At 74.2% G+C, this 14,908-nt stretch carries 13 protein-coding genes and 1 pseudogene; 4 read left to right on the forward strand and 10 right to left on the reverse strand.

The genetic code is table 11. The annotated features are described in order from the left end of the window. The coding region (locus IH45_RS0110505; protein WP_463607447.1) for a thiolase family protein at window positions 1-282 on the reverse strand (282 nt) is incomplete at its 3' end. 70 nt (window positions 283-352) lie between these two features. Further along, window positions 353-1,372, reverse strand: a complete 1,020-nt coding sequence (locus tag IH45_RS0110510) for a DUF4349 domain-containing protein (RefSeq protein ID WP_030664991.1) — start codon at window positions 1,370-1,372, stop codon at window positions 353-355. A gap of 146 nt (window positions 1,373-1,518) precedes the next feature. On the opposite strand from IH45_RS0110510, the gene hemG reads away from it, so the two are divergent. Then, window positions 1,519-2,988: a protoporphyrinogen oxidase gene (gene hemG, locus IH45_RS0110515; protein ID WP_030664993.1), complete on the forward strand. Its 1,470-nt coding sequence runs from the start codon at window positions 1,519-1,521 to the stop codon at window positions 2,986-2,988. A gap of 10 nt (window positions 2,989-2,998) precedes the next feature. Next, the gene (gene hemQ / locus IH45_RS0110520) at window positions 2,999-3,727 is read left to right on the forward strand and encodes a hydrogen peroxide-dependent heme synthase (RefSeq protein WP_030664995.1); all 729 of its coding nucleotides are present in this window, start codon (window positions 2,999-3,001) and stop codon (window positions 3,725-3,727) included. A 123-nt stretch (window positions 3,728-3,850) separates the two neighbouring features. Here the strand turns inward: hemQ and IH45_RS0110525 are convergent, their stop codons facing one another. The 6 genes and pseudogenes from IH45_RS0110525 to IH45_RS0110550 all read right to left on the reverse strand — a co-directional run bounded on the left by IH45_RS0110525 (window position 3,851) and on the right by IH45_RS0110550 (window position 11,371). After that, a complete protein-coding gene (locus IH45_RS0110525) occupies window positions 3,851-5,503 on the reverse strand; it encodes an alpha/beta hydrolase (RefSeq protein ID WP_030665005.1) in 1,653 nt (550 codons plus the stop codon). Window positions 5,504-5,695: 192 nt separating this feature from the next. Further along, window positions 5,696-6,727: a DUF1996 domain-containing protein gene (locus IH45_RS0110530; protein WP_324607931.1), complete on the reverse strand. Its 1,032-nt coding sequence runs from the start codon at window positions 6,725-6,727 to the stop codon at window positions 5,696-5,698. A gap of 359 nt (window positions 6,728-7,086) precedes the next feature. After that, window positions 7,087-7,812: pseudogene (locus IH45_RS0110535) on the reverse strand (DUF4142 domain-containing protein); the annotation flags it as partial. 153 nt (window positions 7,813-7,965) lie between these two features. After that, a complete protein-coding gene (locus IH45_RS0110540; protein ID WP_234440493.1) occupies window positions 7,966-9,015 on the reverse strand; it encodes a TIGR04222 domain-containing membrane protein in 1,050 nt (349 codons plus the stop codon). Between the two features lie 2 nt (window positions 9,016-9,017). Continuing rightward, window positions 9,018-10,340, reverse strand: a complete 1,323-nt coding sequence (locus IH45_RS0110545) for an MbnB/TglH/ChrH family RiPP precursor modification enzyme (protein ID WP_030665018.1) — start codon at window positions 10,338-10,340, stop codon at window positions 9,018-9,020. A 374-nt stretch (window positions 10,341-10,714) separates the two neighbouring features. Next, complete coding sequence (locus tag IH45_RS0110550) at window positions 10,715-11,371, reverse strand: LysE family translocator (protein ID WP_234440494.1); 657 nt, start codon at window positions 11,369-11,371, stop codon at window positions 10,715-10,717. Between the two features lie 112 nt (window positions 11,372-11,483). Between IH45_RS0110550 and IH45_RS0110555 the strand changes: the two genes are divergently transcribed. After that, window positions 11,484-12,395 carry a nuclease-related domain-containing protein gene (locus IH45_RS0110555; RefSeq protein ID WP_050514712.1) on the forward strand — a complete coding sequence of 304 codons (912 nt, stop codon included), beginning with the start codon at window positions 11,484-11,486 and terminating at the stop codon, window positions 12,393-12,395. 41 nt (window positions 12,396-12,436) lie between these two features. On the opposite strand, the gene IH45_RS0110560 is transcribed toward IH45_RS0110555, so the two are convergent. Then, window positions 12,437-13,399, reverse strand: a complete 963-nt coding sequence (locus IH45_RS0110560) for a LysR family transcriptional regulator (protein WP_030665026.1) — start codon at window positions 13,397-13,399, stop codon at window positions 12,437-12,439. Window positions 13,400-13,583: 184 nt separating this feature from the next. Here IH45_RS0110560 and IH45_RS0110565 point away from each other — a divergent pair, with 184 nt between their 5' ends. Further along, window positions 13,584-13,979 carry a darcynin family protein gene (locus IH45_RS0110565; RefSeq protein ID WP_030665027.1) on the forward strand — a complete coding sequence of 132 codons (396 nt, stop codon included), beginning with the start codon at window positions 13,584-13,586 and terminating at the stop codon, window positions 13,977-13,979. Window positions 13,980-14,073: 94 nt separating this feature from the next. On the opposite strand, the gene IH45_RS0110570 is transcribed toward IH45_RS0110565, so the two are convergent. After that, complete coding sequence (locus IH45_RS0110570) at window positions 14,074-14,841, reverse strand: peptidyl-tRNA hydrolase (protein WP_030665030.1); 768 nt, start codon at window positions 14,839-14,841, stop codon at window positions 14,074-14,076. Between the last annotated feature and the right edge of the window lie 67 nt (window positions 14,842-14,908).

Raw genomic sequence — 14,908 nt, forward strand, 5'->3', positions numbered from 1 at the left:
CCCGGGCACCGTCACCGGCAGCCCGGCCAGCAGCACCGCCATCCGCGCCACATTACGGTTGTCCTCCCCCGCCCCGTTCGCATCCCCGAACACCACATCGTCAATACGGGCCGGGTCGAGGTCGGGGGTGCGCTCCACCAGGGCCCGGACCACATGCGCCGCCAGATCATCGGGACGGGTCCCCGCGAGCGCACCGCCGTACCTGCCGATCGGGGTCCGCACGGCATCCACGACATACACATCACGGGCGCCCCAAGCGCCTCGTGCACCCTGCTCGGTCATCAGCCCGCCCGCCCTGTCCGCTCGAAGATCGGCGCTGTCGCCCCGAGTCTTTGCCCGCCGTGCGTGGCTGTCAACGGTCCTCTCGGGCGTCAGCCTCCCGTGCGACCTCGCCGGGGACATCCCCCGAGGACGTCCTGGCTGCCGCCGCCTTGTTCCGTACGGGCAGCCGGCACCGCAGCGCCCGCCACAGCGCGTACACCAGCGCACCGGCCGCCAGGAACGGCAGTGCCGCGCCGACCGCCACCAGCAGCCACCGCACCCCCGCGGTGAACGCGTCCCAGCCGCCGCTGAGCGCGTCCCCGAAGGTGGTCTCCCCGTCGTCGTCCGCCGCGTCCGGCTCGCGCAGCACCAGCGTGACCGTGGCCATGCCGGTCTGCTCCTTCAGGGACTTCAGGCGCGCCTGAAGGGACTCCAGTTCCGCCTGGCGGCGGCTGAGTTCGGACTCCAGCGTGACGATGTCGCCGATCGACGTGGCCTTGTCCATCAGCGCCCGCACCCGCGCCACGCTGGCCTGCTGCGACTTGATGCGGCTGTCGGTGTCCACCACCTGATCGGTCACGTCCTTCGCCGAGACCTGGCGCTCCTTGAGCGTGCCCAGGCGGGAGAGCCGGTCCAGCAGCCCGTCGTACGCCTCGGGCGGCACCCGCAGGACGACCCGGGAGCGCTCCCGGCCCTCGCTGTCCCGGTCGGTGGACTCGTCCTCGACGTAGCCGCCGGTGCCCTTCGCCGCCGTACGGGCCTTGGCCAGCGCTCCCGGCACGTCCGCGGCCTCGACGGTGACCGACGCCGTCCGGATGATCTGCGCCGTCGAGGCCGGCGCGGGTTTTCCGGTCCCGCCGCCCGCCCCGCTTCCGGCCTTGCCGTCGGCGGATGCCGCGCCCGGTGCCTTGGGCCCGACCATGCCCTGCTCGCCCCGGGCGGAGCCCCTGTCGGAGCCTTTGTCGGCCTGCTTGTCGGCCTGGGGAGCGCTCGCCGACTTCGTGTGGTCCTGCTGTCCGGCCGCTCCGCACCCGGTGACCGCCAGGGACGCCGTGAGCAGCGCTCCCGCCGCCGCCCGCCGCGCCCCGTACGCCCGGCTCGCTGTGCCCATGATCCGTACCCCCCCGAAGTGGTGTGCTGCCGTTGCCACTTCGACGGGGCGGGGGAGCCGGGGGTTGCCGTTTGTGGGTCGCGATGCGGTCACGGTCCGGGCACCGTGCGGACTCCGGGAGAGGCGGACTCTGAGAGAGTGGGGCCATGAGCACAGCGCACACCAGTACGGGCCGCGCGCCCGGAAGCCACGTCGTCGTCATCGGTGGGGGCATCTCGGGGCTCGCGGCGGCCCACCGATTGCTCGGTGGCGGCGCGCGGGTGACCGTACTGGAAGCGTCCGGCCGGCTCGGCGGCAAGCTGCGCGCCGGGGGGATCGCGGGCGTACCGGTCGATCTCGGTGCCGAATCGATGCTGGCCAGGCGGCCGGAGGCGGTGGAGCTCGCGCGCGCCGTGGGCCTCGGGGACCGGCTGCAGCCGCCCACCACCGCGACCGCCGCCCTGTGGACGCGCGGCGCGCTGCGGCCGATGCCCAAGGGCCATGTGATGGGCGTGCCCGGCGATCTGGATCTGCTGGCCGCCTCCGGCGTGGTCTCTCCCGAGGGCATGGCGCGGATCTCGGAGGACGAGACGCTGGAGCGCACGGAGGTCGGCGCGGACGTGGCGGTCGGTGCGTACGTCGCCGCCCGGCTGGGCCGTGAGGTCGTGGACCGGCTGGTCGAACCGCTGCTCGGCGGCGTCTACGCGGGCGACGCGTACCGGATCTCGATGCGCGCCGCCGTACCGCAGCTCTTCGAGGCCGCGCGCGCCGAGCGCTCGCTGATCGAGGGCGTACGGGGCATCCAGGCGAGGACGGCGGCGCGGGCCGCCGCGGAGTCCGGCCAGGCGCCGGCGCCGGTCTTCATGGGCATCGACGGCGGCGTGGGCACCCTGCCGGGCGCCGTCGCCGACGCGGTACGGGCCGCCGGCGGCACCATCCGTACCGGAACCCCCGTACGGGAACTGCGCCGCACCGCCGACGGCTGGCGCGTCGTCCTGGACGGCGGCGACGGCCCGGCGGCGCTGGACGCGGACGCCGTGGTCCTGGCCACGCCGGCGCCCGCGGCCGCCCGGCTGCTGGCCGCCGAAGCGCCGGCCGCCGCCACCGAACTGTCCGCCGTCGAGTACGCCTCGATGGCCCTGGTGACCATGGCCTTCCGCCGCGCGGACGTGGCGGCGGCGCTGTCCGGCAGTGGCTTCCTGGTCCCGCCGGTCGACGGCCGCAAGATCAAGGCGTCCACCTTCGTGAGCAACAAGTGGGGCTGGATCGCCGACGCCGACCCGGACCTGTTCGTGCTGCGTACCTCGGTGGGGCGCTACGGCGACGAGGCCGACCTGGCGCGCGACGACGCCGACCTGGTGGAGCTGTCGCTGCGCGACCTCGGCGAGGCGGTGGGGCTGGCCGCCCGGCCCGTCGCGCAGCAGGTCACCCGCTGGGACGGCGGGCTGCCGCAGTACCCGGTCGGCCACCTCGACCGGGTGGCCCGCATCCGGGCCGAGGCCGGCAAGCTGCCCGGCCTGCGGGTCTGCGGCGCGCTCTACGACGGCGTGGGCATCCCGGCCTGCATCGCGTCGGCGCGTACGGCCGCGGACGACATCTTGGACACCCTGCCGCAAGCCGCCGCACCGGCCGAGTGAGAATGGACCCATGACTGACGCTTCCGCCCCCGCTCCCGAGAAGACCCCGAACGCCGGCAAGAAGGCGAAGGACCTCAACGAGGTCATCCGCTACACGCTCTGGTCGGTGTTCAAGCTGCGCGACGTGCTGCCCGAGGACCGCACCGGCTACGCCGACGAGGTCGAGACGCTGTTCGCGCAGCTCGCCGCCAAGGACGTCGTGGTGCGCGGCACCTACGACGTCTCCGGTCTGCGCGCCGACGCCGACGTGATGATCTGGTGGCACTCGGAGAGCTCCGACGCGCTCCAGGAGGCGTACAACCTCTTCCGCCGCACCCGGCTCGGCCGCGCGCTGGAGCCGGTGTGGTCGAACATGGCGCTGCACCGCCCGGCCGAGTTCAACAAGTCGCACATCCCGGCCTTCCTGGCCGACGAGGTCGCCCGCGACTACGTGAGCGTCTACCCCTTCGTGCGCTCCTACGACTGGTACCTGCTGCCCGACGAGGACCGCCGCCGGATGCTCGCCGACCACGGCAAGATGGCCCGCGGCTTCCCGGACGTGCGCGCCAACACGGTGCCGTCCTTCTCGCTGGGCGACTACGAGTGGATCCTCGCCTTCGAGGCCGACGAGCTGTACCGCATCGTGGACCTCATGCGCCACCTGCGCGGCTCCGAGGCGCGGATGCACGTCCGCGAGGAGGTGCCGTTCTACACCGGCCGCCGCAAGGCGGTCGCCGAGCTGGTCGCCGGGCTGGCCTGAGACGGCGGGTCCGGCCCGGGACGGCCGTCCCGGGCCCGGACAGTGTGACAGGCCGGGTGCGCCACCCGGCCTGTCACGGAGCGGTCCGCCGCGCCGTTCGATGACGCGCGGCCCGCTCGCGCGTTACTTGCTTCCGCGCTTCCTGGGGGACGGCATCACCGGCTTGGGCTCCGCCCGCGGCCCGCAGTACGTGTCCCGCGCCGGGGTCCGCCCGGTCAGCAGATACCGCTCCACATACTGGTTGGCGCAGGTGTTCGTGCCGAACGAGACGCCGTGCGTACCCGCGCCGCGCTCGGTCACCAGCGACGAGCCGGGCAGCCGGCGCCGCAGCTCGACCGCGCCGGTGTGCGGCGTCGCGGCGTCCCGCTCGGCCGACAGCAGCAGCACCGGGGGCAGCGCGCCCGGCGCCGTACGGACGTCCACCGGGCGGTGCGGCGCGCCGACCGGCGGCTGGGCCGCTTCGTTCACGTCCGCCGCGTAGCGCATCGGGTCCTGTACGGCCGTGGCGCCCCTGGGCGAGAAGCGGGGCCAGAACGCGCACGGCATGTTCATCCAGGCGTTGTCCCAGGTCTCGAAGGGCGCCACCCGCGCGCTCGCGGTGTTGTCCCGGTCCCAGACCCGCAGGTCACGCGGCCACAGCCCGTCGTTGCACTCCACGGCCGTGTAGACCGCGTTGCTGTTCTCGTCCGCCTTCGCGCCGTCCGACAGCGGGGTGGCCTGCCGGAGCAGCAGTTTGGGGTTGCCCCTGACGTACGTGGCGAGCGCCGCCGCGCGCACCGGCCAGTACGCGTCGTTGTAGCCGGTCTTGAGGAACGCCGCCTGGAGCTGGGCCGACCCGATCTTGCCGCCCAGGGGCTTGCGGTCCAGCCGCGCCCGCACGGTGTCGTACGTACGCAGGACCGCCCGCGGTGTCGTACCCAGGCGGTAGACCTTGTGGTGCTTGGCCACCCAGCGGGCCCAGTCCTGCCAGCGGCGCTCGAAGCCGATGTTCTGCGCGAGGTTGTTGCGGTACCAGACCTGCCGGGGGTCGGGGTCGACGACGCTGTCGAAGACCATCCGGCGGACGTGGCCGGGGAAGAGCGTCGCGTACACGGCCCCGAAGTAGGTGCCGTAGGAGGCGCCCATGAAGGTGAGCTTCTTCTCGCCGAGCCCGGCGCGCAGCATGTCCAGGTCGCGGGCGTTGTTGGCGGACGTGAAGTGGCGCAGCGCCGGGCCCGCGTTGCGCGCGCAGCCCTGCGCGTACGCCTTCGCCTCGGCGAACTTCTTCCGCTTGAACGCCTCCGGGGGAAGTTTCGGGCTCCGGCTCGGGATCTTGGTGAACTCCGCCGGGTCCTGGCAGGACAGCGGCGCCGAGCGCCCGACGCCGCGCGGCGCGTACCCGACGAAGTCGTAGGCCCGCGCCGTCCTGCGCCACCGCTCCAGTTGCTGCCCGTACAGCGGGAAGCTCATGCTGGACGCCCCGGGGCCGCCCGGGTTGAAGACGAGCGCGCCCTGGCGCTCCCCGGCGGAGCCGGTGGCGCGCGCCCGGCTCACGGTGAGGGTGATCTTCTCGCCCTTGGGGTGCGCGTAGTCCAGCGGGACGGCGAGCCGGCCGCACTCCACGCTGGCCGGCAGGTGCTCCTCGGGCGCGCAGCGGCCGAAGGCGATCCGGGGCGGCGCGGGGGCCGGGGCCTCGGTCGGGGCCCCCGCGGGCCGGGCGGTCCCGCCGGCCGGGACGGCGACGAGGGCGGTCAGGACCAGCGACCCGAGGGTGCCGTACAGCGCTACTGCTTTCACAAGCCGTCCCTTCGTATGGAGGCGCCAGCAAGACGCCCGGTGCGCATACAAAAGGGATAGTTGAGGCGAGGGTTGGGCTTGTAAAGCACCGCGCTCCGGTGTCGGGAGCTATGCCCCCAACGAGTGGAGCGCGGTGCGGGGGTCACGGCCGTTCGGCTCGTACAGCCTTGCGTGCGTACGGTCCCGTGTTCCTCACCGGCAGCGGCGGCCGGAGTTGATGCACGCCACCGCGCGCGCCATCAGGCCGTCCGGCATGAAGTTGGCGAAGTCGGCGTGGTCGGTCACCGGCTTGCGCAGCTGCTCGGGGAAGCTGTCGAGCGCGAAGGCGCGCGGCCGGGGCGTGACGGAGTAGGTCAGCCGCATCCGGAGCTGGGGCACGGCCTTCGTGCCGGCGGGGCAGCGGCCGGAGGCCCGGTCGGGGAAGACGAGGTGGGTGCGGTGGTTGGCGCTGTCCTTGTTCGTCCCGTCCCAGCAGCTGGGGAAGTCCAGGACGCGTACGGCTTGGCTGCCGCCGGGGCACAGCGGGTACTTGTCCGCGAGCCGCCGGTCCTCGAAGCCGGTGCAGGTCCACTGCGCCCGCGCGTTGGCGGTGCCGTTGGTGAACGCCTTGGCGTCGCCGGTGATGGCGCGCAGGCCCTCGGGCATCGCGGTGACCTTGCCCGTCGGGCTGCCCCGGAAGGTCAGCGAGACCGAGGACGGCGTCAGTACCTGTCCCGTGTTCCCGTCTGCCGGGTTCTGCCCGTTGCCGCTGCTGGGCCCGTCCCGGCCGCTGAGGCGGCGCAGTACGGGCCAGAAGTACGCCGACTTGTCGCCGCGGGCGCAGGTGGTGCCGGCCGCGCGCAGCGAGTCGTCGGTGGAGAAGGCGTCCGTGGAGCGGTTGCCGACGTAGTCGTGCAGGTGATGGGCGCCGTTGGCGACACCGGGAGTGACGATGAAGTTGTCGGGGTTGTTGTGCCGCTCCTCGTTGCGGCCGCAGTCGCTGGTGAAGGTTCCGGTGGACGCGCCGGGTCCGTTGCGCGGTGGGCGGGGGCCGGGGCGTACGGAGCGGATGTCGGCGAAGTCCCCGGCGGCCGGGGCGCTTTGGCCCGGACCGGCGGAGGTGCTGGGGGTGCCGGAGCCGGCCGGGCCCGCGGGGCCGTCGGGGGCGTCGGCGGGGGTGCGCGAGGGCCCGGTGGAGGTGCTGGTGGAGGGGTCGGCGGGGGTGTTGTCAGTGGGCTGTGTCACGCTGGGTGACGATGGTGAGGCTGACGGATCGACGGGCGGGGACCCGGACGGGGGCGTGGCGTTGTGAGCCGAGGCATTTCCGGTGACGGAGACGAAGGTGCCGGCCGAGCCGAGCACGGCGAGCAGGGCGATCAGCACGAGGTGCCTGGTGCCGAGCCGGCGTCGGTGCCGGGGGAGCTGCGGGGGCTTCTGGGGTGGTGGCGCTGGTCGTGGCGGTGGCGAAGGCCGGGGGCTTTGCGGGGGGTTCGGGCTCGCGGAGTGCCGGGGGTCGGGCATGGGCGATCACTTCTTCCCGTTCTCTCGGGGGTGTTGACGCCGGCCGTCGGGGACCGGGCGGATTGCGGGGCCCCGGTGACGGTGGCGGGTGGCGTCGCGGGCGGAGGCAGCGCATACGTCGCTGACGGGGTGACGGGCGACGGCGTCGCGGGCGACGCGTCGAGGGACGGCGGCGGGGCCGCGGGGCTCGGCGGCGGAGAGGAGGTGGCCGCGTCCTCGGCGATCGCGTCGAAGTCGACGAAACCGGTGCGCTCCAGCATGGAGATGTGGTCCAGGACGGTGCGGTTGGCGTCGTCGGCCAGGCTGCGCACGAGCGCGTTGCGGGTGGTGGCGCGGACCTGCGCGACGACGGTGAAGACCTTGCCGTGCGCGAGCCGCAGGATGTTCGCGAACTTCCGGTCGTACGCGGCCCCGCGCGCGGCGCTCAGCTCGGCCAGCCAGTGCCGCTGCTGGGCGTTGGGCCGGTCGGGCAGCGCGAGACCGAGCTGTGCCGCCACCTCGCGTACGTGCCGGTCGAGCGAGGTGTGCCCCTCGACGAGATGGGTGCCCGCCTCCCGTACGGACGCCACGGTCCCGCGCTCCTGGGCCTGCTGGCCCGCGGGCAGCTCCCACAGGCCCGCCAGGCGTACGCGGTTGACGAAGTCGCGGTCGAGCGCGGACAGCGGGCCGAACGAGGACGCGACGGTCTGGGTGTCGGCGTCCCCGTCCTGGCCCGGCCTGCCGGCGAAGGACCAGATGGGAAAGAGCAGCGCGGCCAGGGTCGCGGCGAGCGCGGTGACGACGAGGCCGGTGCCGGTTACGGATCGCATGGTGCCTCCTGATGCGGCACCGCACGCTAGTGCGCCCTGTGCTGATCCTGTCGCCCGTTCGGGGAAGCCCGGCCAACGGCCGCCGGGCGTTGGTACGTTGACCGGTTGCTCGGGGGCCGCTGATGCCGCGGGGGCTGCGGGTGTGCCAGGGCCTCAGCTGCCCCCGCAGCCGCCACCGCCGCCGCAGGAAGAGGAGGAACTGCTGCCGCAGCTGGATCCGGAGCTGCCGCACGACGACCCGCCACCGCCGCAGCCCGACCCGGAGCCGCCGCCGCAAGACGAACTGCCGCAGCCCGACCCCGATCCGCCGCCGCACGACGACCCGCACCAGGCCGTGTCCGAGCTGTCGTCCGGCACGTTCCAGCCGCAGCTCGCGTTCGACGAACCGGTCGAGGTGGTGGACGAGGACCCGGAGTACGGCGCCGCCGAGGCGCCCGCCATCGAGTGCTGCGCCTCGGCGAGATGGTCGCGCAGCACCTCGTCCACGAGCAGCGCGGTGCTGCCGAGCGCCACGAGCAGCGCGGCGGACTGGGTCGCGTCGCTCACCAGGTCCGCTTTGTGCGCCGTACGGAACGTCCGTACGGCCGAGACACCGGCCCGCGTCACCCGCCGCCCCAGGACCTTCCGGCACATCCCGCCGGCCACGGTGCCGAGAAGAGCCGCGGGCAGGATCCGGACGACGAAGGGGACCGCTCCGTCCGGGCCGGTGATGGCGCCCGTCACGGTGAAGAGGAGGACGAGCGCGAAGCCCGCCACGCAGATCCCGGTCTGCCAGGCGGCGTACAGCCGCCAGGGGCGCCCGGTGCGCGGGTGCCGCATCAGACCGCGCTCCGCCAGCCGGTCGCCGACCGCCTGGACGGCGGGGGCCCGCATGACGTGGCGGCGCAGGGTGTCCAGCGCGCCGTCCGGGGTTCGCGCCAGCGAGTCCAGTACGGCCGTCTCGACCGGGTCGTACGCCACGGCCTGCCGCACGGACACCACCCCGGGCCCGCCCACGGCGAGCCGGCCGTCCTGGTGCATACCGGCTATCGCGGCGTCCGCGACCCGGGCCGGGCCGCCGGCGAGGAAGGCGATCTCCCAGAGTTCGTACTCGGCCGTCCTGCGGCGCTTGGGCCGGGGCGTCGCACGGACGACGCGGACGGTTCGGACGACGAGCAGCAGCGAGGAGGCGGCGATCACCGCGGTCACGAGGAGCGCGAGCACGTTCACCACCCCCGGCCCAGGGCGAGGCGAGCGGCGCGGACGAGTCGGTTCGCGGGCCTGGCCGGTGGTTTCGGCCCGGAACGGTCCCGCCACCACTGCGTCAGCCGGCGGCGCGCGTCCGGATCGGCGGGCCGGTTCATGGCCAGCAGGTGGACGGCGAAGTCCATGGCGTCCTGGCGGTAGCCGCCCTTCATGGGCCGGTGCCGCGCGTAACCGAGGAAGCCGGGCCGGTAGTCGGCGCCGAGGATGGCCGGCAGTTCGGGCGCGACCCTGGCGACCACGGAGGCCCGCTTGTCGGCCAGCGCCCGGCTCTGCACCAGCAGCCGCCGCCGGTCGAAGCCCTCCGGCGCCGGAGTCCCGGCCACCAGCGCGGAGAGCAGCGCGGCCTGCGCGACGGCCAGGCGCTGACGGGCGGGGGCGGTGGAGGCGGCGATGGCCGGGCCGGTGTCGGCGCCGGTGTCGGGCGTGGCCGCCCGGGGCCCCCGGCGTACCGGCACCGCCGGAGCCTCCTTCGCCACTGTGCGGATCATGTCCAGTTCCGCGGCGAGTTCGCCGGTCGCGGGGAAGTTCTCGTCGCGTTCCAGGAGGACGCCGGGAGGGGTGGTGCGGGCGCAGAGTTCGGCCAGTACGTCCAGGACGGGGCGGGTCACCGGATGGGCGTGGGTGTCGTGCCAGACGCCGTCCCGTTCGATCCCGCCCGCCACATGCACATATGCGATGGCCTCGACCGGCAGCTCGTCCAGTGCCGTGGCCGGGTCCTCGTTCCGGTTCACATGATTGGTGTGGAGGTTGGCGACATCGATGAGCAGCCGTACGCCGGTGCGCTCGACCAGTTCGGCAAGGAACTGTCCCTCGGTCAGCTCCTCGCCGGGCCAGGCGACCAGCGCCGCGATGTTCTCCACGGCGAGCGGCACGGGCAGCGCGTCCTGCGCGATGCGGACGTTCTCGCAGAGCACGTCCAGCGCGTCCCGGGTGCGGGGCACGGGCAGCAGGTGCCCCGCCTCCATCGCGGGGGAGGCGGTCAGCGGGCCCCCGGCCCGTACGAACGCGATGTGCTCGGTGACCAGCGGCGCGCCCAGCGCCTCGGCGCGTTCCGCGAGGGCGGCCAGCCGGACCGGGTCCGGGCGTTCGGCGCCGCCGAGCCCGAGCGAGACGCCGTGCGGCACCACCGTCGTGCCCCGCTCGCGCAGCGCCTGCAAGGCGGGCGGGAGATGGCCGGGGCAGATGTTCTCGGCGACGACCTCCACCCAGTCCACACCGGGCAGCTCCGCCACCGCGTCGGCGATCTCGGGCCGCCAGCCGATGCCCGTACCGAGATGTTCCATGGGTCCCCCTCCCACTCGCGCACCCCCGTGGTGCTGGGTAGTCATCGCCCCGCCGGCCGGGCACCAATCCCGGAGGGGGCGGGTTCAGAGGATGATTTGAGCTTGCGACGGCGCGTGACACCGGGTCGTCGGCCCGACGGCGATGGACACGCCGGGCGGGTGCGCGTCCTCCGCCCGGCCCGGTCGGCAGATGTGGGGACCGGCCGCGCCGATCGCCTTCCCCGCCGTGTCACCGAACTGGACGCGACCACGAACCGTCCTCTGACGCCGCGTGAGTGACAACGACACAGGGACGAAGTGCTGTCCTTCGGTCCGGGACGGAGCGAATCGGCCCGGGACGGAACGAGGACGCTCGGCCCCGTCTTCCGTATCGCTCAGCGGGCCGTCTCGACCCCGACCGCGGCCCCCAGCGCGAGCAGGACCCCGCCGGTGGCCTGGTCCAGGCGGCGGCGGACGCGGGGGCGCTGGAAGAGGGCGCGCGCCCGGTGCACCGCCAGGGCGATGCCGCCGAGCCAGAGAAAGCCCAGCGTGACGTGGACGGCGACCAGCAGCAGCGTCGTGGCCACGACCGGCGCGCCGTGCGGGATGAACTGCGGCAGCAGCGACATGTACACGACCCCGACCTTCGGGTTCAGGACATTCGTCAGCAGGCCGGTACGGAACGCCCGCAGCGGCGACTGCTGGTCGGCGTCGGCGAGGCCGGACTCCGGGGCGGCACCTTCCTGCCGGGCGGCTTCCGGCGAGCGGCGGCGCGCGCTGCGCAGCGCCTGGAAGCCCAGCCACATCAGGTACAGCGCCCCGGCGATGCGCAGCGCGTCGTACGCCGTCCGTGACGCGGACAGCATGGCGGTCAGCCCGACCGCGCCGGCCAGCCCCCAGACGACACAGCCGGCGGCGATGCCCAGCGCGGAACACAGCGCCGCCCGCCGCCCCGAGCCGAGGGAGGTCCGCAGCACCACGGCGAAATCCGGGCCCGGCGAGATGGTCAGCAGGACGGCCACCGCGGTGAAGCCTATGAGAGAGGAGAGCACGGGACGCAACCGTACGTTGTCCGCTGACCTCGGCTTTCCCGGGGCCCGTCGGTCCTACCCCTTGCCCGGGAGCCGGGCGCCTGCTCCCATGGCCATCGGGGGGTGAGGGGACATGAGCGACATCCGTCATCAGCCCGGCGCGGAGGATGGATCCGGAGACCAGGACCGCCCGCCCGCCGACGCCTTCCCGGGGCCGGGCAGTGACCCGGTGCTCGGCAGTGACCCGGGCCTCGGCATCGAGCCGTGGCCGACCGCCGCAGAGGGCGCGTACAAGGCCGAGAGCGCGTACGAAGCCGAGCGCGCGTACGAGGCCGAGGGCGCGTACGAGGGAGCGGTCGGCGGGGACGGGGAGGGGAAGCGGGAGGCGCGGTACGCGAGCGACCCGGACCGGCTGTTCCTGCCGCCGGACGACGACCTCGCCCCGAACCGCCCGGGAGAGGCCCTGCGGGTCCGCCTCGCCGAGGAGCCGCGCGCGAGGGCCGCGCTGTGGTGGGCCCGCCTGCTCGGCCGGCGCCCGCCCCAGGACGACTGGCACCGGCAGCTGCTGGGCGAGCAGGCCGTCGGCACGGCCCTCGACGGGCTGACGGCGGGCGGCTGGTACGTGATCCACTCCGTGCCGATGCCGCCCGCCGCGGTCATCGGCCATCTGCTCATCGGCCCTGGCGGCGTGCTGTGCGTCGGCACCCGCTACGTACGCGGGGCCCGGGCGCGGGTCACCGAGGACGCCGTACGCGTCAGCCGCGGCCACCAGACGCTCCCGTACGTCCGTGAGGTCCGGCAGGAGGCCCGGCGCGCGTCCTACGTGCTGACCCGGAGCTGCCGCTTCCGCGTCGAGGCCCGGCCGGTGCTGGCGTTCGTCGGCGCGGCGGACGTGACCCTGGACCCGGCCCTGCGGGACGTACGGGTCCTGCGGGACGAACGCGAGGTGCTTTCGCTCGGGCAGCTCGGCGGAGTCCTGGCCCCCGGCCGCGTGGAGCGCATCTACACGGTCGCCAGAAACCGCCGTACATGGCTGGCGGCCTGAGCGGGTCCCGGCTGCCGACCGCAGCCGGCCCCGTCACGCCCTCAAGCCTCCGCATTCCCCAGCGTCCGGCGCACCGCGCCGCGCAGCCAGTGATGCGCCCCGTCGGCCGCGTGGCGGGGGTGCCAGGCCATGCCGATCGTCACGGGCGGCAGCGGCAGAGGGACGTCGAGGAGACGAAGGCCTAGGGCGGTGGCGGCGTCGGTGAACGGTGAGGGCGCGGCGTCCGGGAGGGCGACGGGGATCAGGCAGACGACATCGCTGCGGGCGGCGAGGGCTGTCGCGGCCAGGTGACTGGGGAGTACGGCGGTGACCCGCCGCCGGAGGCCGTGCTCGGCCAGGGCGGTGTCCAGCGGGCCGGTGAACCGGCCGCGGCGGCTGACCGCGACGTGTTCGGCTGCGGCGAGCCGTTCCGGGGTCAGGGGTTCTCCGGTGAGGGGGTGGCCGGGCCGGACGGCCGCCACCATGCGCAGGGTGACCAGTTCCTCGACCCGGGTCTCGGGGTCGACGTGGTCGATGGCGCCGATCTCCAGGTCGATCCGGCCGTCGCGCAGGGCGGGCTGGGCCTCCAGTTCCTCGGCCCGGAACCGCAGCGACACCCCTGGCGCCTCCTGCCGGGCCAGTTCCAGCAGCCCGGGGACCAGCGCCGCCCCGACGATGTCGGCGGCCTGGATCGTGAAGGTGCTGCGCAGCGCGGCCGGGTCGACGCCGGTGCCGGGGGAGAGCAGTTCTCCCAGGCGGCGCACCACTGTGGCGGCTTCGTCGCGCAGGGCCTGGGCGCGCGGCGTGGGGACCATGGTCTGTCCGGCCCGGACCAGGAGGGGGTCCTGGAGGATCCGCCGCAGCCGGGCGAGCGTGCGGCTCATGGCCGCGGGGGAGGTGTGCAGGCGCGCGGCGGCGCGGGTGACGCTCTGCTCGGCCAGCAGCGCGTCCAGCGCCACGGCGAGGCCGGCATCGACGACCGGCTCGGGCCGGTCCGGATCGTTCCCATGGCCGGGACTGCTCACACCGTTCGGACTGCTCACGCGGTTCGCCCTGTTCACCAGCGTCATTCCATTTCAGGCAATGATCCCTTGCTTAAGTTCCCATTGTGGCAACACCTGGCCGTCCGCAGGATGAAGACGTACCGCTCCGGTACGTCCCACGCGGTCTTCGGGACCGCTCCCACCTGCCCTTTCGGAGGCATCCACCATGGCATCCGCTACGTCGTCCACCCCGTCCGCACCCGCAGCCGAAGCCGCCCCGCCGGTCACCGCCTTCATGCTCATCAAGACCATGCCCGAGTGGCTCGCCATGACCCCCGAGGAGCGCGTGCACGCCCTCGACACCGAGGTCATGTCCGTGGTCAAGGCCAAGACGACCGGCGTACGGTCCCGCTTCTACGACACGGAGTTCTACTCCACCCGCGTCACCGACGTCTGGGTGTGGGAGGCCGAGGACCACGAGGCCTACCAGCTCCTCATCGACGCGCTGCGCGAGACCCCCTTCTGGGACCGCTACTTCGAGATCGTCGATCTCCTCGTCGGCACCGAGAACGGCTACGCCCGCACCTACAACGTCGCCCCCGTAGCCACCATCAGCACCTGACGCACCACCCGGACCGGGTGAACCGAGCGAACCACCCGAACCGTTCGACGGCCGATGCCCTCCCGCCCCACACGGCCGGAGGGCATCGGCCGTGTCAGCAACCGCCGGCGGCCGGTGCGAGCCGCGCCCGCAGGGCCGGATGGTCGGCGACGACCGTGCACGAACCGGGAGCAATCTCAGTGAACCCGGCATCCCGGACCACCGGCAGATCGCTGCGGGTCAGCCCCTCCCACCGGTGCGGTGCGGCGGACCGTACGGACAACGGGAAACCGGCCTCCCGCCAGGCCGCCCGTTCCGCCGGTGTCAGCTCCCACCACGCGAGCTGCGCGCCGTGGCCCGCCTGGGCCATCGCCTTGCCCGCCGACATGTCCAGCTCGGGGTTGAGCCACAGCACCACGCCGTCCGGATCGGGCGCTTCGGGCGCCCGCGGGTCGTCCAGGTGCGTTCCGGAGACCTGGAGCCGGGCCAGGTCCTTGGGCCAGCCGTCCAGCGGGACCGGCGGGAAGACCCGTACCTCCGCGTGCGCGCCGTGCACCGTGATCCCCGGGAGCGCCTCGGCGCGGCGCCACTCCGCCCCGCGCGCCCGGCGTACGACCTTGCGGATGCGGGCGTCCTGCCAGTCGCGTACGGCTGCCGCCCACTCGCCGTCGCCGGTCGCGCGCTCGTCCGCGAGCAGCACCAGGACGGCCCGCGCCGCGGTCTCCAGGGCGTCCGTGAGGGCGGGGGGCCCGTCACGCTCGATCCGTACGACGAGGGGGAGGACGTACTGCGGGGCGGCGTCCCGGTCGGTTTCCGCGGGGCGGGGCCTATCGGCCGGGGAGCCGGTCGGATCGCCGGTGCCGTCGAGGTCGGTGCTGGTCACACGGGCCAGTGTGCCAGCAGCCCGGACGGGCACACGGCGGGCCGTCGCCTTGGCGGATCGGATCGTT

It is taken from the genome of Streptomyces rimosus subsp. rimosus, assembly GCF_000720725.1.
GTDB lineage: Bacteria > Actinomycetota > Actinomycetes > Streptomycetales > Streptomycetaceae > Streptomyces > Streptomyces rimosus_A.